This window comes from Kribbella sp. NPDC002412, assembly GCF_053592935.1.
Genome location: NZ_JBSFBL010000032.1, coordinates 75,342 through 100,793, shown reverse-complemented (window position 1 = coordinate 100,793; position 25,452 = coordinate 75,342). Strand labels below are relative to the sequence as shown.

29 protein-coding genes are annotated in these 25,452 nt (G+C 70.0%); 12 read left to right on the top strand and 17 right to left on the bottom strand.

The window, feature by feature from the left end; all coding sequences use genetic code 11:
* Positions 1-50 precede the first annotated feature (50 nt).
* Both ACWCOV_RS24915 and ACWCOV_RS24910 read left to right on the top strand, forming a co-directional pair.
* On the top strand, positions 51-278 hold the full coding sequence (locus ACWCOV_RS24915) for a hypothetical protein (RefSeq protein WP_449831697.1): 228 nt from the start codon (positions 51-53) through the stop codon (positions 276-278).
* Positions 259-1,023, top strand: coding sequence for an alpha/beta fold hydrolase (locus tag ACWCOV_RS24910; protein WP_449831696.1), 765 nt, complete (start codon positions 259-261; stop codon positions 1,021-1,023). The genes ACWCOV_RS24915 and ACWCOV_RS24910 overlap by 20 nt, the downstream gene beginning before the upstream one ends.
* A 63-nt stretch (positions 1,024-1,086) precedes the next feature.
* Here ACWCOV_RS24910 and ACWCOV_RS24905 read toward each other — a convergent pair whose 3' ends face one another.
* The gene (locus tag ACWCOV_RS24905; protein ID WP_449831695.1) at positions 1,087-2,166 is read right to left on the bottom strand and encodes a 2-oxoacid:ferredoxin oxidoreductase subunit beta; all 1,080 of its coding nucleotides are present in this window, start codon (positions 2,164-2,166) and stop codon (positions 1,087-1,089) included.
* On the bottom strand, positions 2,163-4,145 hold the full coding sequence (locus ACWCOV_RS24900; RefSeq protein WP_449831694.1) for a 2-oxoacid:acceptor oxidoreductase subunit alpha: 1,983 nt from the start codon (positions 4,143-4,145) through the stop codon (positions 2,163-2,165). The genes ACWCOV_RS24905 and ACWCOV_RS24900 overlap by 4 nt, the downstream gene beginning before the upstream one ends.
* Before the next feature lie 274 nt (positions 4,146-4,419).
* Between ACWCOV_RS24900 and ACWCOV_RS24895 the strand changes: the two genes are divergently transcribed.
* Together ACWCOV_RS24895 and ACWCOV_RS24890 are read left to right on the top strand one after the other, a co-directional pair.
* Positions 4,420-5,241 carry a hypothetical protein gene (locus ACWCOV_RS24895; protein WP_449831693.1) on the top strand — a complete coding sequence of 274 codons (822 nt, stop codon included), beginning with the start codon at positions 4,420-4,422 and terminating at the stop codon, positions 5,239-5,241.
* Positions 5,242-5,250: 9 nt separating this feature from the next.
* A complete protein-coding gene (locus ACWCOV_RS24890) occupies positions 5,251-5,607 on the top strand; it encodes an NADH-quinone oxidoreductase subunit A (RefSeq protein ID WP_396353466.1) in 357 nt (118 codons plus the stop codon).
* 100 nt (positions 5,608-5,707) lie between these two features.
* Here the strand turns inward: ACWCOV_RS24890 and ACWCOV_RS24885 are convergent, their stop codons facing one another.
* A complete protein-coding gene (locus tag ACWCOV_RS24885; protein ID WP_449831692.1) occupies positions 5,708-6,601 on the bottom strand; it encodes an ornithine cyclodeaminase family protein in 894 nt (297 codons plus the stop codon).
* Positions 6,602-6,644: 43 nt separating this feature from the next.
* Between ACWCOV_RS24885 and ACWCOV_RS24880 the strand changes: the two genes are divergently transcribed.
* From ACWCOV_RS24880 to ACWCOV_RS24870, 3 genes are all read left to right on the top strand, one after another.
* Positions 6,645-7,655 (top strand): dipeptidase, encoded by a 1,011-nt coding sequence (locus ACWCOV_RS24880; RefSeq protein WP_449831691.1) that lies wholly within the window; start codon positions 6,645-6,647, stop codon positions 7,653-7,655.
* 4 nt (positions 7,656-7,659) lie between these two features.
* Positions 7,660-9,000: a serine hydrolase domain-containing protein gene (locus tag ACWCOV_RS24875; RefSeq protein WP_449831690.1), complete on the top strand. Its 1,341-nt coding sequence runs from the start codon at positions 7,660-7,662 to the stop codon at positions 8,998-9,000.
* A gap of 181 nt (positions 9,001-9,181) precedes the next feature.
* The gene (locus tag ACWCOV_RS24870) at positions 9,182-9,418 is read left to right on the top strand and encodes a hypothetical protein (RefSeq protein ID WP_449831689.1); all 237 of its coding nucleotides are present in this window, start codon (positions 9,182-9,184) and stop codon (positions 9,416-9,418) included.
* Between the two features lie 133 nt (positions 9,419-9,551).
* Here ACWCOV_RS24870 and ACWCOV_RS24865 read toward each other — a convergent pair whose 3' ends face one another.
* The 7 genes from ACWCOV_RS24865 to ACWCOV_RS24835 all read right to left on the bottom strand — a co-directional run bounded on the left by ACWCOV_RS24865 (position 9,552) and on the right by ACWCOV_RS24835 (position 16,010).
* Positions 9,552-12,467, bottom strand: coding sequence for a helix-turn-helix transcriptional regulator (locus ACWCOV_RS24865; RefSeq protein WP_449831688.1), 2,916 nt, complete (start codon positions 12,465-12,467; stop codon positions 9,552-9,554).
* A gap of 113 nt (positions 12,468-12,580) precedes the next feature.
* Positions 12,581-12,748: a hypothetical protein gene (locus ACWCOV_RS24860; RefSeq protein ID WP_449831687.1), complete on the bottom strand. Its 168-nt coding sequence runs from the start codon at positions 12,746-12,748 to the stop codon at positions 12,581-12,583.
* Positions 12,749-12,761: 13 nt separating this feature from the next.
* Positions 12,762-12,953 carry a hypothetical protein gene (locus ACWCOV_RS24855; protein ID WP_449831686.1) on the bottom strand — a complete coding sequence of 64 codons (192 nt, stop codon included), beginning with the start codon at positions 12,951-12,953 and terminating at the stop codon, positions 12,762-12,764.
* 85 nt (positions 12,954-13,038) lie between these two features.
* Positions 13,039-13,197: a hypothetical protein gene (locus ACWCOV_RS24850; protein ID WP_449831685.1), complete on the bottom strand. Its 159-nt coding sequence runs from the start codon at positions 13,195-13,197 to the stop codon at positions 13,039-13,041.
* Positions 13,198-13,292: 95 nt separating this feature from the next.
* A complete protein-coding gene (locus ACWCOV_RS24845) occupies positions 13,293-14,000 on the bottom strand; it encodes a GntR family transcriptional regulator (RefSeq protein ID WP_449831684.1) in 708 nt (235 codons plus the stop codon).
* 7 nt (positions 14,001-14,007) lie between these two features.
* A complete protein-coding gene (locus ACWCOV_RS24840) occupies positions 14,008-14,547 on the bottom strand; it encodes a cysteine hydrolase family protein (protein ID WP_449831683.1) in 540 nt (179 codons plus the stop codon).
* The gene (locus ACWCOV_RS24835) at positions 14,547-16,010 is read right to left on the bottom strand and encodes a purine-cytosine permease family protein (protein WP_449831682.1); all 1,464 of its coding nucleotides are present in this window, start codon (positions 16,008-16,010) and stop codon (positions 14,547-14,549) included. The genes ACWCOV_RS24840 and ACWCOV_RS24835 overlap by 1 nt, the downstream gene beginning before the upstream one ends.
* 117 nt (positions 16,011-16,127) lie before the next feature.
* Between ACWCOV_RS24835 and ACWCOV_RS24830 the strand changes: the two genes are divergently transcribed.
* Together ACWCOV_RS24830 and ACWCOV_RS24825 are read left to right on the top strand one after the other, a co-directional pair.
* On the top strand, positions 16,128-16,685 hold the full coding sequence (locus ACWCOV_RS24830) for an NADH-quinone oxidoreductase subunit B (RefSeq protein WP_449831681.1): 558 nt from the start codon (positions 16,128-16,130) through the stop codon (positions 16,683-16,685).
* On the top strand, positions 16,682-17,410 hold the full coding sequence (locus tag ACWCOV_RS24825) for an NADH-quinone oxidoreductase subunit C (RefSeq protein WP_449831680.1): 729 nt from the start codon (positions 16,682-16,684) through the stop codon (positions 17,408-17,410). The genes ACWCOV_RS24830 and ACWCOV_RS24825 overlap by 4 nt, the downstream gene beginning before the upstream one ends.
* Positions 17,411-17,456: 46 nt before the next feature.
* Here ACWCOV_RS24825 and ACWCOV_RS24820 read toward each other — a convergent pair whose 3' ends face one another.
* From ACWCOV_RS24820 to ACWCOV_RS24810, 3 genes are read right to left on the bottom strand one after another with little or no spacing between them, the layout of a single operon-like run.
* The gene (locus ACWCOV_RS24820; RefSeq protein ID WP_449831679.1) at positions 17,457-17,882 is read right to left on the bottom strand and encodes a PIN domain-containing protein; all 426 of its coding nucleotides are present in this window, start codon (positions 17,880-17,882) and stop codon (positions 17,457-17,459) included.
* Complete coding sequence (gene vapB / locus ACWCOV_RS24815; protein ID WP_449831678.1) at positions 17,879-18,100, bottom strand: type II toxin-antitoxin system VapB family antitoxin; 222 nt, start codon at positions 18,098-18,100, stop codon at positions 17,879-17,881. Before vapB ends, ACWCOV_RS24820 begins: the two co-directional genes overlap by 4 nt.
* Before the next feature lie 31 nt (positions 18,101-18,131).
* Positions 18,132-18,962: an SDR family oxidoreductase gene (locus ACWCOV_RS24810; protein WP_449831677.1), complete on the bottom strand. Its 831-nt coding sequence runs from the start codon at positions 18,960-18,962 to the stop codon at positions 18,132-18,134.
* Between the two features lie 60 nt (positions 18,963-19,022).
* On the opposite strand from ACWCOV_RS24810, the gene ACWCOV_RS24805 reads away from it, so the two are divergent.
* A complete protein-coding gene (locus ACWCOV_RS24805) occupies positions 19,023-19,970 on the top strand; it encodes a complex I subunit 1/NuoH family protein (protein ID WP_396387134.1) in 948 nt (315 codons plus the stop codon).
* Here the strand turns inward: ACWCOV_RS24805 and ACWCOV_RS24800 are convergent.
* From ACWCOV_RS24800 to ACWCOV_RS24785, 4 genes are read right to left on the bottom strand one after another with little or no spacing between them, the layout of a single operon-like run.
* Complete coding sequence (locus ACWCOV_RS24800; protein ID WP_449831676.1) at positions 19,967-21,169, bottom strand: ABC transporter permease; 1,203 nt, start codon at positions 21,167-21,169, stop codon at positions 19,967-19,969. The two genes, ACWCOV_RS24805 and ACWCOV_RS24800, sit on opposite strands and share 4 nt — an antisense overlap.
* The gene (locus tag ACWCOV_RS24795) at positions 21,166-21,831 is read right to left on the bottom strand and encodes an ABC transporter ATP-binding protein (RefSeq protein WP_449831675.1); all 666 of its coding nucleotides are present in this window, start codon (positions 21,829-21,831) and stop codon (positions 21,166-21,168) included. Before ACWCOV_RS24795 ends, ACWCOV_RS24800 begins: the two co-directional genes overlap by 4 nt.
* Positions 21,828-22,880, bottom strand: a complete 1,053-nt coding sequence (locus ACWCOV_RS24790) for a peptidoglycan-binding protein (protein ID WP_449831674.1) — start codon at positions 22,878-22,880, stop codon at positions 21,828-21,830. The genes ACWCOV_RS24795 and ACWCOV_RS24790 overlap by 4 nt, the downstream gene beginning before the upstream one ends.
* Positions 22,880-23,389, bottom strand: a complete 510-nt coding sequence (locus ACWCOV_RS24785) for a hypothetical protein (protein WP_449831673.1) — start codon at positions 23,387-23,389, stop codon at positions 22,880-22,882. The genes ACWCOV_RS24790 and ACWCOV_RS24785 overlap by 1 nt, the downstream gene beginning before the upstream one ends.
* A gap of 115 nt (positions 23,390-23,504) precedes the next feature.
* On the opposite strand from ACWCOV_RS24785, the gene ACWCOV_RS24780 reads away from it, so the two are divergent.
* Complete coding sequence (locus ACWCOV_RS24780; RefSeq protein ID WP_449831672.1) at positions 23,505-24,161, top strand: response regulator transcription factor; 657 nt, start codon at positions 23,505-23,507, stop codon at positions 24,159-24,161.
* Complete coding sequence (locus ACWCOV_RS24775) at positions 24,158-25,450, top strand: sensor histidine kinase (protein ID WP_449831671.1); 1,293 nt, start codon at positions 24,158-24,160, stop codon at positions 25,448-25,450. The genes ACWCOV_RS24780 and ACWCOV_RS24775 overlap by 4 nt, the downstream gene beginning before the upstream one ends.
* The last annotated feature ends 2 nt before the right edge of the window (positions 25,451-25,452 follow it).

Genomic DNA, 25,452 nt, shown 5'->3' with positions numbered 1-25,452 from the left:
GTCATTTCAGATATGATCTTCTCTGAAGTAATCGTTACAGGAGGCAGCGGGTGGCAGACCTGGTTCGCTCGACGGTGTCCCGGGGCATCGGTCCGCGGACGCTGCGGTTCATGACCACGAACCATCTGCCGGACGGGCGCGGCGCCGCCTCGACCGCCTTCTTCGTCTCACCCGCGGACGACTTGGTCGTCATCTTTCTGACCCAACTACGCCCTTCGTCCAGCTACCCCATCCGCCGCGAACTCCGAGCCGCCGTCTATGCCTCACTCGACGACTGACGACGGGTGCCGGCTATGGACGGAGGCCCGCGGTGACGGCCCACCGATCGTCCTCGTCCACGGCGGCCCCGGCTGGTGGGACACCTTCGGCGACCTGTCCCTCCCCGGCTTCACCCTCCACCGCTGGGACCAACGAGGCGCCGGCCGCTCCGACCCCCGCGGCCCGTACACCCTGACCCGCTTCGTAGCCGACCTGGAAACGATCCGCCACAACACCGGCCACGAGCAGGTCATGATCCTCGGCCACTCCTGGGGCGCGTCGTTGGCCCTCGAATACGCCGTAACCCACCAACACCACCTGACCCACCTGATCCTGGTCTCCAGCACCGGCCTCGACGGCCCACCCCCGAGCTACCGCCAACAAGTAGCCGAACGCCTAGCCGCCGAACCCTCCGACGACCCCTGGCTGGCCCGCATAGCCACCAACTTCCACCACCGCCCCACAGCCATGTCCAACGCCCGCCACCTGAACACCCCCCGCTTCACCCCCAACCCCCACGCCGCCGAAGCCCTCCTGGCCGACCTCCACGCCATCCCCAACCGCGCCACCTCCTACAGTCGCATCACAGTCCCAACCCTCCTGATGCACGGCGCCGAAGACCTCCGCCCTCCATTCGTCACCGACACCCTCCTCAAGGTGCTACCCAACGCAGAACGAACCGTCCTCCCCGAGGTGGCCCACTACCCATGGCTCGAAGCCCCAGACGAGTTCCGCGAGACCGTCCGAGACTTCCTCCTGAGATAGGAACGCCCGCCCCTCGACCACGTGAGGTGGCCGACGAGCGGGCGAGAGCCCACGCGGGAAGGACTAGGCGACGGTCCAGGTGTCGGAGCCGGTTACCAGGGCTTGGAGGTCGCCGGTGCCTTGGGCTTCTTGGGCGGTGGTGATTTGCTGGCGGACCAGGTCGTCGTACGCGGGCCGGTCGACCTTGCGGAAGACGCCGATCGGCGCGCGGTGCAGGACGCCGGCGTCCGTCAGGCGCGAGAGGGCGAAGGCGTACGCCGGGTCGTCGGTGTGGGCGTCGTGGACGACCAGGTCGGCCTCGCCGCCGGGCAGGTCGGCGACCTCGCGTACGGCGAGGGAGGCGAAGCCGTCGCGGACGACGCCGAGGCGGCCGTCCTTGCCGAAGCGGATGGGTTCGCCGTGGACGAGCGGGATGATCGCGTCGTCGCGGGTCTCCGGGTCCTTGAACGCCTCGAACGCGTTGTCGTTGAAGATCGGGCAGTTCTGGTAGATCTCCACGAACGCCGTCCCCCGGTGCTCCGCGGCTTCGCGCAGTACCGAGGTCAGGTGCTTGCGGTCGGAGTCGATCGTGCGCGCCACGAACGTCGCCTCCGCGCCGAGAGCCAGCGAGACCGGGTTGAACGGGTTGTCCACAGAGCCCATCGGGGTCGACTTGGTCACCTTGCCGGGCTCCGACGTCGGCGAGTACTGGCCCTTGGTGAGGCCGTAGATCCGGTTGTTGAACAGCAGGATCTTCAGGTTCACGTTCCGCCGGAGCGTGTGGATCAGGTGGTTGCCGCCGATCGACAGCGCGTCGCCGTCACCGGTCACCACCCACACGCTCAGGTCCGGCCGCGCGGTCGCGAGACCGGTCGCGATCGCCGGCGCGCGGCCGTGGATGGAGTGCATGCCGTACGTCGACAGGTAGTACGGGAACCGCGACGAGCAACCGATGCCGGACACCATCGCCACGTTCTCCCGCTTGATCCCGAGCTCCGGCAGGAACCCCTGGAAAGCGGCCAGTACGGCGTAGTCACCGCAACCGGGGCACCAGCGGACCTCCTGGTCCGACACGTACTCCTTGCGGTTCTGCGGCTCGGTCGCGGCGGGGACGCCGTGCAGACCGTTCGGCAGGCTCGGCATGCCGAGCTCGACCGTGCTCATCGTGCTCCCTCCGTCTTGAGGTGGCCGTTGGAGTCGGCCAGTGCCTCACCGTGCTTCAGGGCGGCCGCGGCCTCACCCAGGTGGCGGGCGTCGTCGTCGATGCCCTCGGTCTCCTCGACCAGGTTTCCGATCACCTCGGCCAGTTCGGCGGCGCCGAGCGGCATGCCCCGGACCTGCGCGTACGAGACCACGTCGACCAGGTACTTGGCGCGCAGCAGCATCGCCAGCTGGCCGAGGTTCATCTCCGGCACGAGCACCTTGTCGTAGGACTTCAGCACCTCGCCCAGGTTCGACGGGAACGGGTTCAGGTGCCGCAGGTGTGCCTGCGCGACCTTGCCGCCGACCTTGCGGACCCGGCGGCAGCCCGCGCCGATCGGGCCGTAGGTGCTGCCCCAACCGAGGACCAGCACCTTCGCGTCGCCGTCCGGGTCGTCGACCTCGACGGGGTCGATGGAGCGGGCGATGCCGTCCACCTTCGCCTGCCGGGTGCGGATCATCAGGTCGTGGTTGGCCGGGTCGTAGGAGATGTTGCCGGTCTTGTCCTCCTTCTCCAGACCACCGATGCGGTGGTCCAGTCCCGCCGTACCCGGAATGGCCCAGGCGCGGGCCAGGGTCTCCGGGTCACGCAGGTAGGGGAGGTACGTGGGCTCACCCTTGTCGTTGGTGGCGTTCGGCTCGAGCGTGAAGTTCGGGTCGATCGTCGGCAGGTCCTCGATCACCGGGATCTGCCACGGCTCGGAGCCGTTGGCCAGGTAGCCGTCGGACAGCACGATCACCGGCGTCCGGTAGGTGACCGCGATCCGGGTCGCCTCGACCGCGATGGTGAAGCAATCCGCGGGGGACTGGGCCGCGAGCACCGGCAGCGGAGCCTCGCCGTTGCGGCCGAACATGGTCTGCAGCAGGTCGGCCTGCTCGGTCTTGGTCGGCATGCCGGTCGAGGGGCCGGCGCGCTGGATGTCGCAGACCACCAGCGGCAGCTCGAGCATCACGCCGAGGCCGATCGTCTCCGACTTCAGGCTGATGCCCGGGCCGGACGACGTGGTCACACCGAGGGCACCGCCGAAGGAGGCGCCGAGCGCGGCGCCGACACCGGCGATCTCGTCCTCAGCCTGGATCGTGGTGACGTTGAACCGCTTGAGCTTGGACAGCTCGTGCAGCACGTCGGAGGCCGGGGTGATCGGGTACGCGCCGAGGACCAGCGGCAGGCCGGCCCGCTGGGCGCCCGCCACCAGGCCGTACGCCAGCGCCAGGTTGCCGGAGATGTTCCGGTAGGTGCCGGTGGCCATGCTGGCCGGCTTCACCTCGTACCGGACCGAGAACTCCTCGGCGGTCTCGCCGAAGTTGTAGCCGGCCCGGAACGCCGCGATGTTGGCGTCGCGGATGTCCGGCTTGGAGGCGAACTTGGTCTCCAGGAACGTGATCGTCGACTCGACCGGTCGCTGGAACAGCCAGGACACCAGGCCGAGGGCGTACATGTTCTTCGCCCGGGACGCGTCCTTGCGGGTCAGCCCGAACTCCTTCACCGACTCGACGGTCATGCCGGTCAGGTTCAGCGGGACCACGTGGTACGCCTCGAGCTCGCCGGTCTCCAGCGGGTTCTCGTCGTACCCGATCCGCTTCAGGTTGCGGGCGGTGAAGTCGGCGGTGTCGATGATCAGGGTGGCGCCCCGCGGCACGTCGCGCAGGTTCGCCTTGAGTGCGGCCGGGTTCATCGCGATCAGCACATCGGGCGCATCACCGGGCGTCAGGATGTCGTGGTCGGCGAAGTGGAGCTGGAACGACGACACGCCCGGCAGCGTTCCGGCTGGTGCCCGGATCTCTGCTGGGAAGTTGGGCAACGTCGACAGGTCATTGCCGAACGATGCCGTTTCCGCTGTGAACCGGTCCCCCGTGAGCTGCATCCCGTCGCCGGAGTCGCCGGCGAAGCGGATCACCACGCGGTCGAGCTGCTTGACCTCGATGGTCACTGTTCTGTTCATCTCCAAGTCGAAGCTTGGGTCGGCCGGCCGCTTCGTGGACGACAGGTCGATCCCCCCAGTCAGGGCGATAACCCCAATATTAGTTCGCCCTTAGAACAGAACCATGTCGAAGCCCCGGTGGTCCACAGCCTGGGACACGGTGTTACCGGGCGGGTTTCGTCAGGTACGGCGAAACCCTCCAGTATCACACTCCGCAGCGGCTCGCTTGCGATCCGGAGTGAGAACCGGCAGGGTGTCGTCATCAAGTTGTGATCCAGCCGAGTTGGAGTTCCCCATGGGCTGTCGCCCTGCGCGAATCGTTGTCGGACTGTTGGCCCTCGCGCTGACCGGTTGTGCCGCTCCGGTGGCGCCCGCGGACAGCGCGCTGAGTCTGGGCAGTACGGCGACAGCGGCAGCCGCACCGGCTTCGGTCAAGGCGTCGACGCGGACGGCGAAGATCTACAGCATCCGGACCACCGACGCGACCAAGGGCGTGATCACGGTGATCGGCACGCTGTCGCCGGCGCCGAAGGCAGGCACGCGGATCCCGCTGCACCAGTGGATCCCGTCCCAGCGGCGTTGGCAGGAGGTCGCGCACGGGTACTCGGCCGGGACCAGCGTGACGATCAAGACCGTGCAGCCGGGATCGGTGCGGACCTACCGGATCGCGGTCGGCCCGCAGGCGCCGTACCCGACGGCGATCTCGCCGATGATCAGCTTCAAGCACTACGTCTGGCGCGGGATCTTCAAGAAGGGCCTGCTCGCGGCGGGCGGCGCCCGCACGCCGCAGTTCAACGTCATCCCGCCGAAGGAAGGGCCGCGCCGGGCCGAGGCGGACCTGATGGCCGACAAGGGCGGGTACGTCTGGGGTGACGTCAACTCGACCGGCTGCAGCTACGTGCGCAACTGGCTGGGCAACCTGACCGACGGGACTGTGCGGACGTCGCTGCACAACGGGACCAAGGCGATGACCTCGGTGCTGCAGAAGCAGGAGACCGAGACCTGGCTCAACTACAAGATCCTCGGCGTCACCCGGCTGCGGCTGCAGGTCGCCGACGTGCAGTCCGGCTACGGCCCGTACGTCGCGGTCGACTCGATCATGCTGTGCACGAACTAAGCTGAGGCTGTGTCGGAGAGCTATGGCGTCATCGCGGCGGTCGTCGTCCTCGGCCTCGCCGGGCTGATCGGCGCGTTCGCGCTGAACAAGGCGCTCACCGTCACCTACCCGACCGAGGGCAAGCTCAAGACGTACGAGTCCGGCGTCGACCCGGTCGGCGAGGGCTGGGCCCAGGTCCACATCCGGTACTACCTGTTCGCGTACCTCTACGTGATCTTCGCCGTCGACGCGATCTACCTGTTCCCGTGGGCGACCGTCTTCGCCACGCTCGGCTTCGCGACCCTGGTCGAGATGTTCATCTTCCTCGCCTTCGTCGCCGTCGGCCTGCTGTACGCCTACCGCAAGGGCGTCCTGCGCTGGACCTGAGCGGACCGCCGGCCCATCACAACTGACGCGACCGCTCGCCGGTCACGCTCGCGCCGGGCGTGCGGGGGCGGTTGTGATGGCCTGGCGGTCCGCTACCCACCTAAGCCCGCGCCAGCGCAGCCGCGATGGCCCAGTCCTGCGGGCCGATGCCGACGGACTTGAAGACCGTGCGGCCGGTGGAGTTGAGGGGCTGTGACAGTGCAGGGCCCAGCTCGACGAGGTCGGTGACGGCGCCGGAGTCGATGGCGTCGATGATCTCGCCGGACTCCTCCAGGGCGGCTTCACGTTGGTCGACCATCACGATCGAGGCGTCGGCGAGCAGGTCGCGAGGAAGCTCGCGCATGGTCGGGCGGAAGGCGCCGATCGCGTTCACGTGCACGCGTTCGGGCAGTGCGTCGGCGGCGAACAGCGGGGTGGACGACGAGGTGGCGCAGCAGACGACGTCCGCGTCGGCGAGCGCGTCGTCGATCGACGTGCTGGGCGTGAACTTCACGTCCGGGAACTCGTCGGCCAGCGCCGTACTCAAGTCCGCTGCGCGATCCGCCGAGCGTCCGGTGACGGTCACTGCGGCGATGCGTCGTACGGCGAGAACCGCGCGGACCTGGTCGGGAGCCTGAGCGCCCGTCCCGATCAGCGTGAGCCTGGACGCGTCGGCCGGGGCGAGCAGGTCGGTGGCGACTCCGACGACCGCGCCGGTCCGCAAGGTCGTGATCGAGGTGCCGTCGGCCACGAGTTGGTCGCCGCCGCCGGTCCAGATCAGCGTGGCGCGGATCGCCGGCACCTGGTCGAGCGCGATGCCGATCTTCTTCACCACCGCGGTCCCGGTCGGCGAGTGGTACGCCGACATCACCAGGACCGCCCCGTCCCCGAAGATCTGCCGGGCCGGCAGCACGAAGTTCCCCGCCGCCAGCTCCTGGAACGCGTCCCGCACGGCGTCGATCGCCGTACTCATCGGAACCAGACGACGGACATCCTCAGCGCTCAGAACTCTCATCGCCCCGAGGCTACTCTGGACCCCGCCGACCGAAGGGGGATCGATGACAGACCTGCACCGGGATGCGGTGGTGGCGGATGCGCACAACGACCTGTTGATGCTGGTGGCGCGGAGACCGAAGGCGGTCTGGGCGGAGTACTTCCGGGAGCGGTGGATCCCCCAGTTGCGTGAGGGCGGGATCGACGTCCAGGTGCTGCCGGTGTTCATCGACGACGAGTTCCGGCCGGAGGGTGCGCTGCGCGAGACGCTGCGGATGATCGAGGCCGCGCACCGCGTCGCCGAGGCCAACGCCGACGAGGTCGTCCTGTGTACGACGCCTGCCGACATCGCCGACCGGGACGGCAGGATCGCGTTGGTCCTCGCCCTCGAAGGCTGCCCGCAGATCGACAACGACCTCGAGCTGCTGCAGACCCTGCACCGGCTCGGCGTGCGGATGGTCTCGTTCACCCACTTCGGCCGCAGCGCGCTCGGCGACGGGTCGGGTGAGGACGCGGCCGGCAGCCGGCTGACCCACGCCGGCGTCGAGGCGGTCGGCCTGCTCGAGGAGCTCGGCGTACTGATCGACGTTTCGCACGTCGGCCGCGGCGGCGTGGAGCACATCCTAGAGCTGGCGACCAAGCCGGTCGTCGCCTCGCACTCCAGCGCGTTCGCCCTGCGCGAGCACCACCGCAACCTGACCGACGAGCAGCTCCGCGGGATCGCCGCGACCGGCGGGGTCGTCTGCGTGAACTTCTTCGCCGGCTTCCTGACCGACGCCGAGAAGCCGACCGTCGAGCACCTGGCCGACCACCTCGAGTACGTCGTCGACGTCGCCGGCGAGGACCACGTCGGGCTGGGCAGCGACTTCGTGGCCGAGGTGTTCGCGGAGAAGATCCCGGCCTGCGACCGCCCGCTGGTCGTCCAGGGCCTGGACGCCGAGGTGTACGTGCCCGGCCTGGAAGGACCGGCCGGGATGCCGCTGGTCACCGAGGCCCTGCTCCGCCGCGGCATGCCGGAGACCACCATCCGCAAGGTGCTCGGCGCCAACCTGATCCGCGTCCTCTCGAAGGAGTGAGCTCGTGCAGACCTGGCTCGACGAGAATCTCGCCCGCCTGATCGGCAAGTACGACGTGCCGGCCGCGTCGATCGCGGTCCTGGCCGACGGGGTGGTGAGCGAGGCGGCGGCCGGGGTGCTCAGCCAGAACACCGGGGTCGAGGCGACCACCGACGCCATCTTCCAGGTCGGCTCGATCACCAAGCTGTGGACGACCACGCTGATCATGCAGCTGGTTGCCGAGGGCAAAGTCGAGCTGGACCGGCCGGTGCGCGACTACCTGCCGGAGTTCAAGCTGGCCGACGAGGTCGCGTCCGCCGCGGTCACCCCGCGGCACCTGCTGACCCACACCGGCGGGTTCTCCGGTGACGCCTTCACGCCGACGTCCCGTGGTGACGACGGCGTCGAGCTGTACGTGCGCGACGTCGTACCGAGGCTGGCCCAGGAGGTCCCGCTCGGGGCCGGGTTCTCCTACAACAACGCCGGGTTCGTCATCCTCGGCCGGATCGTGGAGGTGCTGCGCGGCAAGCCGTACCACGAGCTGCTGCGGGAGCACATCGCCGTACCGCTGGAGCTGAAGCACGTGGCGACGATCCCGGACGAGGCGCTGCTGTACCGGGCCGCGCTCGGGCACATCTCGCCGACGCCGGGTACGCCGTTGCAGGCGGCGCCGCAGTGGAGTCTGGTGCACGCGATGGCGCCGGCCGGGGCGTTGCTCGCGATGTCCGCCCGCGACCTGATCGCGTTCGGGCGGGCGTACCTGGACGCGACGCTGCTCGATCGGGCTGCCATCGACAGCCTGTGGGAGCCACAGGTCGACGTACCGCGGACCGGGGCGACGGCCGAGCAGTGGGGCCTCGGCTGGATGATCTTCGACGGCTCGCTCTACGGCCACGACGGCGGCACGCTCGGCCAGTCCGCGTACTTCCGGCTGGTCCCGGACAAGGGCGTCGCGGTCGCGCTGCTCACCAACGGCGGCGACACCCCGGCCCTGTACGACGAGCTGGTCGGCCACGTCCTGCGTGAGACAGCCGGCGTCGAGCTCCCGAAACGGCCGGTCCCGCCGTCGGAGCCGGCCGAGATCTCGCCGGACCTTGTCACCGGGCGGTACGACGGGGTCCTGCTGCGCGTCACGGTCTCCGTGGCGGACGGCAAGCTCTGGGTGCTGGACGAGGCCGCGAGCGACGAGGCGAAGGTGTTGCTGCCGGAGCCGCGGCGGACCCGGTTCGTGGCGCTCGACGAGTCCCGGCTGATCGCGGCCGAACCGGAGCACGGAGTCCACGACGTGATCGCGTTCCGGGAACCGGTCGACGGCCGCGCGGCGTATCTCTTCCGGGGCGGTCGGCTCACGCCGCGTGGTGACTGACCGTAGTTTCCGGCCGGGCGCCGAGGTCGTTGCCCGATCACCCTTTGTGATTGCGTTCGGCAACGAAAGTCACGGTCGGGCCGCCCGCTATAACGGAATGCGTACAGGCGGTCGCCAATCGCTGAGATCGCAGCTATGGTGATTACGCGGGGGAACGGGGTGAGTACAGGGCGGTGAGGCTATGTCGTGGCAACTCTGGGTGGTGATCGCGCTGATCGCGGCCGGGGTCGTGATACTGGCCGTGACCAGGATGCGGCACGCGCAGCACGTGTTCGACGACATCACCCGGCCGGACAGTCCGACGGAGAGTAGCCGATCCGGCGTCTCCGGTGACGAGATCGCCCGCGCCAGAGCGCGAGCCACGTCCCGGGCCCACCGGACCGAGCCGGAAGCGAGTCCACGCCGCGGCCACGGCTGACCCCAGAACCCAGGCGCCCGGGCCCCACACCCGGGTTCCGCCCAAACACCGATCGCTCACGTTCGGCGGACACGCACAGCGCCGAACGTGAGCGACCCGGTGATCGGTCCGCGACCCGTGGCCGCCGCAACGATCAGTCCAGCAAGCCGTCGCGGCGGGCGACCGCCGCGGCCTCGGTCCGGGAACGGACGCCGAGCTTGGCCAGGATGTTGGAGACGTGCACGCTGACCGTCTTCTCGCTGATGTACAGCTCCCGCGCCAACTGCCGGTTGGTCCGCCCCTCGGCCAGCAGCGCCAGCACCTCGGTCTCCCGCGACGTCAGGCTGCTCGCCCCGCCACCGGACTCCACCCCGCCGATCTCGTCGAGCAGCGGCTTCGACGCCAGCTCACGCCCGACGTCGGCGGCCAGCGCTGCCTGCTCGTTCGCCTCCGCGACCCGACCGGCCGCCCGGAGCGCAGCCGACAACCGCACCCGTGACCACGCCTGCTCGAAGGTGTAGCCGTACCCGAACGCGTCCACCGTCCGCTCCCAGACGGACACGTGCTCCTCCGGTGTCGGCGGATCGATCCCGGCCAGCCACCGCAGCCGCTCCCACTCCGCCTCCAGCCGCGCCAGCCAGGCCAGACCCTCGACACCCATCAACCGACCGGGCGGCAAGCCTTTCTCAGCCGTCGCGTGGCCGGCCGCGAGCAACTCCGCACCCTTCTCCACCAGGTCCTTCGCCGCGGTCGGCTCACCCACGGCCCGGTGACACAGCACCTGCAGCCAGAGCGCCGAGAACCGGATCCGCGCCATGAACCATTCCATCTGGAACACGTCGGAACACAGCGTGGACACGTCGGAGATCAGCTTCTCCGCGTCCGCCGGCTGGTCCAGCTGGAGGTAGGCGTCCACCGCCGGCTGCAGGCCGATGATGGGCAGCATCACGTCGAGCTCCCACCACTTCCGCAGCCGCTCCAGCTCCTCGGCCACCGAGCTGTCACCACGACCACTCCGTACGGCGAACTCCACCGCGCGCAGCGCCGCCGCGGAGGCGTTCGGCGTCATCGAGTCCGTCCGCGCCGTCGCGGCCGCCTCGTCCCACTCACCCAGGACGAACTGGGTCAGCCCGAGCATCCGCCGCGCGTCGAAGCCGTACGCAGCCCACTGCCTGCCCAGCTCGCGGGCCCGCTGGGTCGCAAACACGAGGGCAGCCTTGGCGGCCTGCAGGTCGCCCTGGTCGTAGTGCGTCGAACCGAGCAGGAACCGGCTCCGGATCTCCGCCGCCGCGTCGCCCGCCAACTGCGCCCGGACGGCGGCCTCCTCCAGTTGACGTACGGCGCCGATCGGGTCGCCGGCCCGCCGGCGCAGCACGGCCAGGGTGATCCCGGCGTCGCCCATCGCGGACTCCTGCCCGGCCTCGCGGGCGATCTCCAGCGCCCGCAACGCCCAGCGCTCGGCCTCCATCGGCCGGCCCAACGCGTCGGAGACCCGGGCATAGAGCGAAGCGACCTGTGCCTTGAACACGCTGGCCGGCTCGTCGTTGACCAGCTTGAGCGCCTGCGAGATCGCCTCGTTCGCCTCTTGGTCCTGGTCGATGATCAGCGCGATGTCGGCCAGCGGCAGCAGCAGCTGGGCCCGCTGCAGCCTCGGCGCGTCCGCGGGCAGCTCGGCGAGCGCCTTGCGGAGCAGCTTCACGGCCCGCAGGTGCTGCGAGGACAGGGTCGCGGCGGTCGCGGTCTGCACGATCAGCCAGATCTTGTCGATGGTGCTCTCGGGCGCCCGGTTCGGGAACAGCTCCAGGGCCAGCTCGTAGTGCTTCAGCCCTTCCTGCGGCGCGGCGACCGAGATCGCCTCCTCGCCGGCCCGGACCCGCGCGTCGAACGCCTCGGCCAGGTTGTGCGACCGCGTGGCGTGCCCGGCAAGCTCGGCCGCCGTCCCGGAGACGGTCTGGTCCTTCAGCGCCTGCACGTACGCCGCGTGCTGCCGGACTCGCTCGCCTGGCAGCAGGTCGTCGTACACGGCCTCCGCAAGCAGTGCGTGGCGGAAGTAGTAGCGGTCGTTGGCCGGTACGTCGATGATGTGCGCGTCGATGAGCTCACGCAGCGCGATGTCGAGCTCCCGCTCGGGCAGCCCAGCGACTGCGGTCAGCAGATCGTGCGGGACGCGCCGACCGGCCACGGCGATCACCCGGGCCACTTGGCGGGCGTCGTCCGACAGCGGGTCGAGCCGGACGAGCAGCAGGTCGGCCAGGTCCGGCGGCACCGCCTCGCCGTCACCCATCGAGGCCGCGGCGACCAGCTCCTCGGTGAAGAACGCGTTCCCGCCGGCGCGGTCGAGGATGCGGCGGACCTCGGTCTCCGGCAGCGGTTCGGTGAGCAGGGAGTTCAGCAGGGTGCGGGACTCGTCGGCGTCCAGGGGGAGCAGGCTGACCCGGCGGACACGGGGGTTGCGGGACCACTCGGCGATCGGGCGGCGCAGCGGGTGCCGCCGGTGCAGGTCGTCACTGCGGTACGAGACGACGAGCGTCAGCCGTTGCGCGGTCAGCCGGGTGATCAGGAAACCGATCAGGTCCCGGGTCGAGTCGTCGGCCCAGTGCGCGTCCTCGATGATCACCAGCAGCGGCTCGCTGGTGGACAGCGCGGTGAACGCGCCGAGGACGGCGTCGAACAGGGCGGCCCGGTCCAGCTGGCCCTCCTGCGGCACCGGCTGGGCGCCGATCAGCCGGTGCGTTGGCAGCAGCCGGCCGATCGCCGGGAAGTTGGTGAGCACGCTCTCGACCAGGTCCGGCCGGTCGCCGGCCAGCCGGCCGAAGATCTCCGTGAACGGCAGGTACGGCAGGCCGGCGTCGCCGAAGTCGGTGCAGTGCCCGACCAGGACGCCGAAACCGCGCTCGTGCGCGCCGGTGGCCACCTCGTCCAGCAGCCGGGTCTTGCCGACGCCGGCGTCACCGGACAGCAGGACGGCGCCGGCGCGACGCGTCTTGGCGTCGTCGACGGCGCTGAGCAGGGCGGCCATCTCGGCAGAGCGGCCGACGAGAGGTGTCGAAGTCCAGGGCACGTCGTCCATCTTCGCCCCTGGAGCCGACACAAATCGACGGCATCCCTTCCGCTGGTCGCCACCAGCAACGAAAACGCCGTCCCTGACCAGTGCTTTCGAGTCAGAGACGGCGGTCTCGGCGGTCATGCCGCAGTTGTGGGTCGGAGGGCCCGGCGAGCGTGCCGCGGCTCCGGCCGCTGCGTCTGCTCGGTGCGCTCCCGGCGGGTGCTCCGGCGGAACTCGCGGGTGATCCGCTCCTGCCGGTAGGCGGTCTCCGCCTGGACTGATTCCGGTGTCATGAACATGGACATGGTGTGCCTCCCCTCAAGCCTTCTTGCCGAACAGGTGCCGGCGGGTGCGGGTGGTCCGGGTCTTGCGGAAGTCGCGGCTCAGGCGCTCCTTGCGGTAGTCGACCTCTGCCTTGACCGAGTCGTTCGTGAACATCTGTTCCTCCTGGTTTTCGATCGGCTCCTTGCCGATGCCTTCAATCTGCTCGTCTGAGGTGGTCCGGCACATCGGAACTCCTCCCTATCCGGGAGACCTGAGGGGCCTTAGGAGGTCCTAGGGGTGCCTAGTAGGTGCCTAGGGCGCCGGATTCCGGCTACATCGCGGGGCGGGCGCGGAGCTCCGGCGCGCAGGGCTCGGGAGCCTGCTGCTTGGGCTTGCGCCGGAACCAGATCGGGCGCTGGAAGTCGCGCTTCACGCGGTCCTGGCGGTACTTGATCTCGGCCTGCACCGAGTCGGGGGAATACAGGAACATGATGTCCTCCGGGAGCTTGTCGATGGCACGACAGTGCTCCCGTGAGGTAGGCCGCCACATCGGCACAACTCCCTAGTGCCGCAGGCCCGGACGCCTTAGATGCCGAAGCTCAGACTCAGTTCGAAGTGTTCGGGGTCCAGCAGGCTGTCGGCGTACTCGGCGAACCGGTCGTCCGCGGTCCAGCTGGTCCGCTCGGAGTGCAGGAACCAAGTCCCCACCGGGCGACGCAGAAGCTCGGCTTCCACGGGGTCCAGCGGGCGGCCGCGGAGGCGTTGCTCACAGTGGTCGAGGTGCAACCCGGCGCTGTGCAGCGTGGCTGCGATCGAGTCGTTCTCGAGCCCGTGTTCGGGCAGTTCGCGCAGGGACTCCAGCGCGGGGAGCCGGCTGCGTTCGATCGAGATCGCCGCGCCGTCCACGAGCTGCCGCAGCCGCTCGATCACGATCACGTACGGCGACGGCAGTCCGAGCCGGCCGGCCAGCTCCGGGTCCGGCTCGAGCGCGATCTTCAGCGTCCGCAGCCGGGTCTCGACGCCCTGCTCGGCCAGCGCGTGCGTCCACCCGAGCCGGCCGTCCAGCGGCCGCCCGTCGAACAGCACGAACGACCCCTTGCCGATCCGGGTGGTGATCAGCCCGTCCTCGGCCAGTACGGCGAGCGCCGAGCGGACCGTGTTCCGGCTGACCGCGAAGCGCCGGGCCAGCTCGACCTCACCGGGCAGTTGCGCACCCCGCCGTACCAGGCCGGACCGGATCTCCCGGGCCAAAACGGCGGCGACGCGTTCGTGCTTCAGCGAGATCCCGGCCATCGGCGGCTCATTGGTTCAGGGCGCGGACTTGGTCGACGGTGACGATCTCCAGCATCGGCGAGTACAGCCGCATGATGTCGATCGCGTTCCGGTGGCTCACCTCGTCGGCGCCGGCACACGCGTCCTCGACCACCTGGACGTACACCCCGGCGTCCACCGCGGCCAGCGCCGTGGTCAGCACGCAGCAGTCGGTGGTCACCCCGGCCAGGACCAGGTGACCGCCCGCGCCGACCCGCTCGGCCAGCTCGGGCCCCCACGCGCCGAAGGTGGTCTTGTCCAGCGTCGGCGCCCCCTTGAACTCGTCGACGAGCTGGTAGTCGTCCGCATCGGGCGGCTGCAGCGCGAACGGGTAGAGCTCGTAGTACGTCGCCCAGGAACCGACTGGTTTCTCGGGAGCGACGAACCGGGTGAAGATCACCTGCGGCGACAGGATCTCGATCAGCCGCTTGGTGGGTTTCAGCACCCGCTGGAAGTCCGGCGCGGCCCACCCCGAGTCCGGGGCCGCGAAGATCTTCTGCAGGTCGATCAGCGCGAGCACCGGCGCCATCAATCCATCCTCTCCTGCTTGCGTACGGCGGACCTCCCGCCGGCCAGCTGCACGACGAAGCCGGCGACCAGGGCGAACAGCACACCCAGGTTCGCGAACGCCCAGTCGCCTTCCTTGCCGCCCAGGCCGAACGGCTCGAGCAGGTACCCCTGCCAGGTCAGCCAGGACGCCAGCGTGTTCGTGACCAGGCCCCAGCCGATGCCGGTGGCAACGACCATGGTGATCACGGGCAGCCAGCGCACGTCGCCGTACCGGCCGCGGGGGTCGAACAGGTCGGCGTCGTCGTAGTCGCGGCGGCGGGACGCGATGTCGGCGAGCATGATGCCGCACCAGGCCGCGACCGGGACGCCGAGCGTGATCAGGAAGCCCTGGAACTCGGCCAGGAACTCGTCGCCGTAGAAGACCACGTAGACGGTGCCGGCGATCATCACCACGCCGTCGATGAGCGCGGCGACGTACCGGGGTGCGGGCAGGCCGACGGACAGCAGGGCCAGGCCGGACGAGTAGATGTCGAGGACGGCGCCGCCGACCAGGCCGAGTACGGCGACGATCACGAACGGCACCAGGAACCAGGTCGGCAACGCCTCCGCGAGCGCGCCGATCGGGTCGGCGGCGATCGCGTCGCTCAGGTCCGTCGACGAGCCGGCCAGCAGCAGACCGAAGCCGAACAGGATCACCGGCGCGATCGAGGCTCCGAACGTGGTCCAGCCGACCACAGCGGCGCCGGACGAGTCGCGCGGCAGGTACCGGGAGTAGTCGGCGGCCAGGTTCACCCAGCCGAGGCCGAAGCCGGTCATCAGGAACACCAGCGCGCCGATCAGCTGCTGGCTCGACCCGCTCGGCAGCCCGGACACCGTGCTCCAGCTGATCTGGTCGGCGACCAGCAGGATGTAGACGATCGTGAGGACACCGGTGACGACGGTGATCACGGCCTGCGCCCGCATGATCAGGTCGAAGCCGAGCACCCCGCAGGCGACGATCAGCACGCCGACCACGACCAGCGCGACCACCTTCGTCACGGTGCCGCCGCCCCAGCCGAGGCGCTCGAACACGGTCGCGGTGGCCAGCGTCGCGAGGATGGTCAGCACGGTCTCCCAGCCGACGGTCAGCACCCACGACACCAACGACGGCAGTTTGTTGCCCCGGACACCGAACGCGGCCCGGCTGAGCGCCATCGTCGGCGCCGAACCGCGTTTGCCGGCCAGCGAGACCAGCCCGCAGAGCAGGAACGAGAACACGATGCCGACCACGCCGGCCACCAGCGCCTGCCAGAACGAGATGCCGAAGCCGAGCGCGAAGGCGCCGTAGCTCAGCCCGAGCACCGACACGTTCGCCCCGAACCACGGCCAGAACAGCTGGCTGGGCCGGCCCTTCCGCTCCTCGTCCGCGATCACGTTCAGCCCGTTGCTCTCCACCGCGAGCGCCCGCGACTCCGGTCCCCGCACCTCAAGCTGATCGGCCATGCCGTCTCCAACCCGAACGAACCTGTTCAGTCCTGTTCAATCACGGTAGGACCGCGCTCACCGACCGGTCAACGGGGTTTGCGGGCGATCCTCGCCGCGGCGCACTAGGCTGTCGGCATGGCCCAGACCGACCTGCCGTTGCCGATCGTGCGGCCGGACGTTGGCGCGCTGGCCAAGCTCGCCCCCGAGCCGGTCCGGTACCTGCTGAACTGGGGCCGCAAGTACTCGCTCTGGGTGTTCAACTTCGGCCTCGCCTGCTGCGCGATCGAGTTCATCGCCGCGTCGATGGGCCGGCACGACTTCATCCGGCTCGGCGTGATCCCGTTCGCGCCCGGGCCGCGGCAGGCCGACCTGATGGTGGTGTCCGGCACCGTCACGGACAAGATGGCGCCGGCCATCAAGCGGCTCTACGACCAGATGCCGGAGCCGAAGTACGTGATCTCGTTCGGCTCCTGCTCGAACTCCGGCGGCCCGTACTGGGACTCCTACTGCGTGACCAAGGGCGTCGACCAGATCATCCCGGTCGACGTGTACGTGCCCGGCTGCCCGCCGCGGCCGGAGGCGCTGCTGCAGGGCATCCTCAAGCTCCAGGAGAAGATCGCCGGCGAGAACCTGCCGAGCCGGTACGACGAGCCGTCCGCGGCGGCGCTGACCCGCGGCCTGGTGACGCCTTGAGCGCCGACGCCCTCGACACGCTGACCGGCGCCGGGATCGCCGCGACCCAGGCCGAGAGCTTCGGCCCGACGGCGATCGACGTGCCGGCGGAGTCGTGGGTGGCGGCGCACGAGGTGCTGCGGGACGCGGTCGGCCTGACGTTCTTCGACTTCCTGACCGCGAACGACGAGCTCACCGACGGGTTCCGGGTGGTGTCGCACCTGGCCGACTTCTGGGGCGGGTCGCACGTCGAGCACGTTCTGGTCCGGACGCTCGTCCCGCGGGACCAGCCGACCCTCGCGTCCTTGTCCGGCCTGTACGCCGGGGCCAACTGGCACGAGCGTGAGACGCACGAGATGTTCGGCATCACGTTCACCGACCACCCGAACCTGATCCCGCTGCTGCTGCCGGACGGCTTCGAGGGCAACCCGCTGCGCAAGGAGTTCGTGCTCGCCTCTCGCGTCGCCAAGCCCTGGCCCGGCGCGAAGGAGCCCGGCGAGTCCGACCACGCTCCCTCACACGGCGCCCCGAGCCGCCGCCGCACCTTGCCGCCCGGTGTGCCCGACCCCGAGACCTGGGGTCCACGACCACCCGGCTCACCCGACCCGGACCCGCTGGCCCCGGCCCAGGCCGCGTCCACCCCGGCCCGCCCACGCCGAGCCGCCGCCGACCGCCGCCCCCGCAAACAAACCGAAGCCCCGCCGCCGGCAACCGAGCAGCCACCCGCGGCCGAGCCCGAGTCGTGATCCAACCCCGGCGGAGTTGGCGCGGCTGGTTTCAATTGCCGCTGAGTCAGGCCTGAGCGAGTCGCTCAGTCGGCTGTCCGGTGAGGTCGGCGATGAGTTCGAATTCCTTGTCCACATGAAGTAGGACCAAGCCGGTCTGCTCCGCCGTCGCGACGATCAGCAGGTCTGCCACTGAAGGCGCTCGATGCTGGCCGGCAGATGCGAGTTGCGACTGCACGACGATGGCGCGGCGCTCGATCGCCGGGGATGCATTCTCTACCGGCATTGCGGCGACGGGCGGCTGCTGCAGGAGATGCCGGTGTTCGTCCGCGGATCGGGCCGAGAAGCCCACCTCGAGCAAGGTCATGGTGGTGATGTGCACGAGGCCGCGGTTGATGCGGTTCGCCCATTCCTCCCGATCGGGAGCCGTGCTCAGGCGCACCAGGGCCGACTTGTCGATCAGCCAGCGCCGGGAGTCGACGGTCGGCGTCATGACCAGGCCTGGTCCATGACGTCAGGGTCGTCCAGATCGCGGGCCAGGTTCGAGAATCGCTCCAGATCGGCAGCCGTCACGGCGACCTCCGAGCGCCCGGCCTCCTGGCTGAGCAGCCGGCGCAGATACTCGCTCCTGGACAGTCCCAGGCCGGCGGCTCGGTGGTCGACAACCGAGAGCACTTCGTCCGGGACATCGCGAATGAGAACGTCACTCATGGCGTCACCTCCTACTCGATATCTGATGACATCAAGCTCGGAACTCGGCCGCGTGCTCCTCGGTCCACTCCGCGAAGGTGAGCGCGGGCCGGCCGGTGAGCTGGGCGACTGTGGGCGTCACGGGCTCGGGGTTGGCGACGAGTGAAGCCCAGTAGGTGACGGCGGAGTCGGCGAGGGCCGGGTCGGCGCCTTGGTTGAGCATGGCTTGGCGGGCGTCTGTGGCTGTGAGCTCCTCGACCCGCATGTTCTTGCCGATGGCTTGCGCGATGGTCTGCACCTGCTCGGTCTGCGTGAGGACCTCGGGGCCGGTCACTTCATACGTCTGCCCGATGTGATGGTCGCTCAGCAGACTAAGTACGGCGACCGCGGCGATGTCACGCTCGTGGATCAGGGAACGGCCGGCCTGCGGGGACGGTAGCCGGACGACGTCGCCGCTTCGGAACTCGTCCGCCCATGTTTGCGCGTTGACCGCGAACCCGCCCGGCCGGACGAACGTCCAGTCCTTGCCCGCCTTGCGCAGCAGCCCCTCGACATCGCCCCACATCCCACCGGCGGCCGCGTTCAAGGACGACAGGAACGCCACACGCGGCGGGAGCTCGGCGACGATCGGCTCCGCTCCGTCGGCGCTGTACGACGGCCACAGGAGGAAGGCGGCGTCCGCGCCGGTCGCGGCACGCCGTACTGCTGATGGGTCGTAGATGTCGCCTTGGACGAGCTCGACGTCCGGCGGGAGGTTGGCGGCTTCCGGCGTACGGACCAAGGCCCGGACGTGGACGCCGGCTGCGCGCAGTCCGGCGACGACGTGGCGGCCGACCCGCCCGGTCGCTCCGGTGACGAGGACGGTGGTCTTCTGAATCTCCATGTCCACAGCCTTCGACCTGAACGTTGGTTGAGGTCAAGCCGGAGTCGGTAGGGTGCCGTCATGGTCGAGTTCGTGGTGCGGGTGGTCGGCGTCATCGTCGCCTTCCTGGTGGCGCCCTTGCTGGTCGGTCAGGCCGAGCACAAGGTGATGGCCCACATGCAGTCGCGGCTCGGCCCGATGTACGCGGGCGCCTTCCACGGCTGGGCGCAGCTGGTCGCGGACGGCGTGAAGTTCGTGCAGAAGGAGAGCGTGGTCCCGGCGGCCGCCGACCGGCGGGTGTTCGAGTGGGCCCCGATCGTCGCGATCCTGCCGTACCTGGCCGCGATCGCCGCCATCCCGCTGGCGCCCGGCATCGTCGGCGCGGACCTCGACTCCGGGCTGTTCTTCGTGCTGGCCGTGATGAGCATCGGCGTCCTCGGCTCGCTGATGGCGGGCTGGGGCAGCGGCAACAAGTACAGCCTGCTCGGCGGGCTCCGGGTCGCCGCCCAGCTGATGAGCTACGAGCTGCCGTTCGTGCTCTCCGCGGCGAGCGTCGCGGTGGCGGCGGGTTCGCTGAGCCTGACCGGCATCGCGGAGGCGTGGAACCCGTGGTGGCTGCTCTGGCAGCTGCCCGGCCTGGTCGTGTTCTTCATCGCCGGCCTGGCCGAGCTCCAGCGGCCGCCGTTCGACATGCCGGTCGCCGACTCCGAGGTGATCTTCGGGCCGTACACCGAGTACACCGGCCTGCGGTTCGCGATGTTCCTGCTCGCCGAGTACGCCGGCATCGTCATCCTGGCCGGCCTGACCACGGTGCTGTTCCTCGGCGGCTGGAGCGGGCCGGGCCCGGACTCGATCGGCTGGATCTGGTCGATCCTGAAGATCGCGTTCGTGTCGGTGGTGGTGATCTGGGTGCGGGTCTCGTTCCCGCGGCTGCGCGCCGACCAGCTGCAGAAGCTGGCCTGGCAGGGCCTCGTGCCGGTGGCGCTGCTCCAGCTCGCGCTCACCGGCATCGGGGTCACCATCTTCTAAGGGGTCGCCAGCGCTTCGGTCGGCGAGAGCCGGGAGGCGCGGACCGCGGGGTAGAGGCCGGCCAGCCCGCCGATCACCAGCGTGGCCGCGATGCCGCCGGCCAGCGCCCACAGCGGAATCACCGTGAGCCAGTTCTGGTACGACGCGTAGCCCGCACTGACCGCGGATCCGAGCAGCGCCCCGCCGACGCCGCCGAGTGCGGACAGCAGCAGCGACTCGGTCAGGAACTGGGTCCGGATCTGACCGCGGGTCGCGCCGAGCGAGCGCCGCAACCCGATCTCCGCCCGGCGTTCCAGCACCGAGATCACCATGATGTTCGCGACCCCGACCCCGCCGACGAGCAGCGCGACCGCGCCGAGGCCGAGCAGCAGCCCGGTGAACGCCTCACCCGCGGCCTGCTTGGCGGCGAGCGCGTCCGACGGCCGCGACACCTCGACCTCGTTCGGCGCCTCCGGGTTGGCCGTTGCCCCGAGCACCGACCGCACCGACTCCACCTGCGCGTCGTCCGACCGGGTGTAGATGGTCGTCGGATGCCCGTCGAAGTCGAGCGTGGTGTCCGCGGCCGGCCAGCCCATCAGCGCGGCACTGTCCAGCTCGGGAGCCAGCGCGGCCGGCTCGAGGATGCCGAGCACGGTGAACCACTTGTTGCCGATCAGCACCTGGGTGTCCGGGCTCGCCTTGGTGATGCCCAGCCGTTCGGCGGCGCTCGCCCCGAGCACGGTCGCCGGGTAGCGGCCGGTCGCCGCGTCGAGCCATTTGCCGCTCCGCACGGTCGCGCTGATCGTGTCGAGCAGGTTGGTCCGGGCGGCGTACGCGATGATCCCGTTGGTCTCGACGTCCGGGATCTTGTCGCTGCGGTACACCGGCACGTCGTCCACCCGGCCGACCGCCGACTGCGCCCGGACCGGGCGGATCCGGCCGACCATCGCCTCCGCGGTCAGCGGCAGCTGCGCCTGTTCGCCGGTCAGCCGGGTGCCCGGCGCCACGGTCAGCAGGTTGGTGCCGAGGGCATCGAGCTGGTTGTCCAGCTCGGCCCGCGACGAGGACGAGATGCCGACCACCGCGACCATCGCGGCGATCCCGATCGCGATCCCCAGCGCGGACAGGAAGGCCCGCATCGGCCGGGTGCGCAACCCGACCGCCCCGACCCGGACGACATCCCTAGGCCAGAGCTTCGCCGGTTTCAGCTCGCCGCTCATACGTGCACCTCCTCGATGATCCGGCCGTCCCGCATCCGGACCTGGCGGGGGAGCGATGCCGCGATGTCCCGGTCGTGCGTGATGATGACGACCGTCGTACCGCTCGCGTGCAGATCGCGCAGCAACTGCATCACACCGGCGCCGGAGGCCGAGTCCAGCGCTCCGGTCGGCTCGTCGGCCAGCAGTACGGCGGGTTCGCCCGCGACCGCCCGGGCCACGGCGACGCGTTGCCGCTCGCCGCCGGAGAGCTCGTGCGGTTCGTGGTCCATCCGGTGGCCGAGGCCGACCCGCTCCAAGGCCGCGGCCGCGCGCTTCCGCCGTACCGACGGGCGGAGTCCGGAGTAGAGGAGCCCGTCGGCCACGTTGTCCAGCGCACGGACGCCGGAGGCCAGGTGGAACTGCTGGAAGACGAAGCCGATCCGGGTCGCCCGCAGCGCGGACAGACCCGAGTCGGACAGGCGGGCGACGTCGTACCGGTCGATCCGGACGGTGCCCGAGGTCGGCCGGTCCAGCGTGCCGAGGACGTTGAGCATCGTCGACTTGCCCGAGCCGGACGGCCCGACGATCGCGACCAGTTCGCCGCGGCCGATCCGCAGGCTGACCCCGCCGAGGGCCGCGACGCCACCCGGGTACACCTTGGTCACCTCGGTCAGCTCGATCACTTCGGGATCCCCACCACGGTGCCGGCCTTGATCCCGGCGCCGCTGATCTCGACCTGCCCGTTCGCGAACAGGCCGGTCTTGACCGGCACGTAGCCGGACGCCGTACCGTCGCTGACCTCGACGCCGAAGCCGCCTTCCCGCAGCGCGACCAGGGCGGCCACCGGGACGGTCAGCACGTTCTTGCGCTCGGACGCGGTGAACGTGACGTCGACCGACGCCAGCGCCCAGGCGGCCACCGCCTTCTGGTTGTCGACGGCAACGATCACCTCGACCTTGGTCTCCGGGTCCTTGTCCTGGCTCTCGGCCGGGATGATCACCGTCGACACCTTCTCCACCCGGCCCGGTACGACCTTGCCGTCGGGCAGCGTGACGTCGACCTTCGACTTCGGCTTCGCGAGCCGCTGGTCCGCGGCGTCCAGCTGGACCGTGACGGCCTTCGTGGTGCCGGTGTAGGTGAGGACGTTCTGGTTCGGGCCGAGCGGCGCGCCCTCCTGGACCGCCACGCTGTCCACCCGGATGTGGCCCGGCGCGAACAGCACACTGCCCAGCTCGACGATCCCGGACTCGTCCAGGCCGAGGTCCTCCTGCCACTCCTCGACAGCCTCGGCCGTGGCGTCGGTGTACTCGTCGTCGACAGTGAAGCCGGTGTAGCCCATCGCACTGAGGTTCTGCTCGAGCTGCAGGACGTCCTGTCCTTCGCTGCCGTCCAGCAGTCGCCGGTAGGCCGGCAGTGCGCCGTACAGGAGCGTCGTGGGCTTGTTGTCCACGCTGTAGACGGTCTCGCCGCGTTTCAGCTCCTGCCCACTGTCCGGTACGGCGGTGATCGTGCCGGCGGTGCGGTTGACCGCGGCGGACGTCGTACCGAAGCCGAGCTCGCCGTCGGCTTCCTCGGTGTCCTTCAGGGTCTGCTGGGTGACCTTGGTGGTGTTGACGGGGAGTGCGACGGCAGCTTGGTCCGCTGCCTGGCTGGTGTCGCCGCGGTTCACCAGGAAGGCGCTCGCTGCCCCTCCGGCAGCCAGGACGACCACAGCGGTCAGTGCTCGGCGCATCAGTTACCCGCCAGGATGCTCTGGCAGGCGTCCTGCGCCTTCTGGAAGTCGGGGTCGTCGGCGACGCCCGGGCCGATCATGATGCCGCGCTGGCCCGGCTTCGGGTCCGGGAACTTCTCCACGCCGTTCTCCCGCATGCAAACGGCGTACTTGCGGCCGTTCTCCTCCTGCTGCGGGTTGGGTCCGGCCTGGCCCTGCGGGTTGAACTCCTTGCACGCCTCCATCGCCTGCTGGACCTTCTCCTGCGTGACGCCGGAGTTCCGGTCGAACTTCAGCATCGGGCCCTTGCCCGGCTCGGGGTCCGGCACGTTCAGGCCCTGCTCGCGCAGGCACTGGGTGAACTTGATCGCCATCTCGTCCCGGCTCAGGCTCGGCGTGTTGCTCGGCGCGGTCGCCTGCGCCTGGGCCCCGCTGCCGGACGCCACCTGGTTGTCGGGCTCCTCCGAGCCGCAGCCGGTCAGCAGGACGACGGCCGCCAGCGCGGCCGCGGCCAGAGTGGTCTTGCGCATCACACATCTCCTTGGGATCGGTTCTGGCCGCCCAGCCTTCGCCGCGAGCCGTTTCGCTGCCGTTTCCGAGCCCGATAACACGGAGGAAACACGCGCGTCGGGGATCATGGAAGGCGTGCGTGTGCTGGTGGTCGAGGACGAACCGTTGCTGGCGGCAGCGATCGCGGAGTGGTTGCGGGACGACTCACATGCCGTCGACGTGGCCGGCGACGGCGGCTCCGCGCTGGAACGGCTGGCGGTGAACGAGTACGACGTACTCGTGCTGGACCGCGACATTCCGGTCGTTCACGGCGACGAGGTGTGCCGGCGGCTGGTGGAGTCCGGGTCGGCCACGCGGGTGCTGATGCTGACCGCCGCAGCCGCGGTCACCGACCGGGTCTTCGGGCTTGCGCTGGGTGCGGACGACTACCTGACCAAGCCGTTCGCGTTTGCCGAGCTGGCGGCTCGGGTGCTCGCGCTGGGGCGGCGGAGCCGGCCGGCTGATCCGCCCGTACTGCGTCGTGCCGGAGTGACGTTGGATCCGGCGCGGCACGAGGTGTTCCGGGACGGTCGGTACGTACCACTGTCCAAGAAGGAGTTCGCCGTACTGGCGGAACTGCTGCGAGCCGACGGCGCGACCGTCTCGGCCGAACAACTGCTGGAGAAGGCATGGGACGAGCACGTGGATCCGTTCACCGGGGCGGTCCGGCTGACCATCCTGAAGCTACGGCGGAAGCTGGGGGAGCCGGGGCTGGTGGAGACCGTCACCGGCGTCGGCTACCGCATCCCGTGAAGCGGCTGACGCTGCGCGGGCGGCTGACCCTGATTTACGGCGGCCTGTTTCTGGTCGCTGGGGTGCTGCTGCTCGGGGTGACGTACCTGCTGTTCAGCAACAACCTCACCGGGGGCTACCGGGTGCTGGTGCAGGGGACGTATCACAGCAGCGGTCCTGGAGCGACGCCCAAACCCCCCAACCAGCTCTTCGTGCTGAACAAGGACGGCGACACCCTGACCGGTCCAGCCGCCGAGCAGGTCATCCAGGAGCAGCGGGAACAGGTACGGCGAGCCGCGACCAAGTCCCTGCTCACCCAGGGGAGCATCGCGCTGGTCGTGGTCGGCGGACTGGCCGCAGGCTTCGGCTGGCTGGTCGCCGGACGCGTGCTGGCGCCCCTGCACCGCGTCACCGACACCGCACGGCGCATCGCCGCGTCACCGGCAGCCCTGCACGAGCGGATCGCGCTGAGCGGGCCTGACGACGAGGTGAAGAACCTGGCCGACGCCTTCGACACCATGGTCGAGCGGCTGGACCACTCCTTCGACGGCCAGCGCCGGTTCGTCGCCAACGCGTCGCACGAGCTGCGTACGCCGCTCACCCTCGGGCGTGCCCTGGTCGAGGTGGCGATGCACCGCCGTACCGCATCCGCGGACGTGAAGGAGCTCGGCGAGAGCCTGCTCACGATCAACGCCCGGCACGAACAACTCATCGACGGGCTGCTGATCCTGGCCGACTCCGAGAAACAGCTCACCACGGTCTACCCGGTCAACCTCGGCGACATCGTCACCCACGTCGCCGGCCAACTCTCCGCCGAGGCGTCGGCTTCCGGCGTCGAGCTGATCCGCGGCCCCGGCGACGCTCCCACCCGCGGCGACGCCCTGCTGCTGGAGCGGCTGGTGCACAACCTCGTCGAGAACGGCATTCGGCACAACACGGACCGCCAGGCCATCACAACCGAGGCGCCGCCGGACGGCCAGGCGGGTGACGGCGAGAAATCGCCGAATGTGATGGCGTGGCGGTCCGAGTCGGCCGGCCACTGGGTCCGCGTCGTCAGCAAGACGGTCGGCGACCACGCCCAGATCACCGTCACCAACACCGGCCCTGACATCCCGCCGTACGAGGTCGAGTCCCTCTTCAAGCCCTTCTACCGCCTGGGCACCGAGCGCCTGGTCGGCGGCAAAGGCGCCGGCCTCGGTCTCTCGATCGTCCGCTCCGTCGCCGAAGCCCACAACGGAACCGTCGAAGCGAAACCTCGGCAAGGCGGTGGCCTGGAAATCACCGTGCGACTGCCTGTTGATGCGGGGTGACC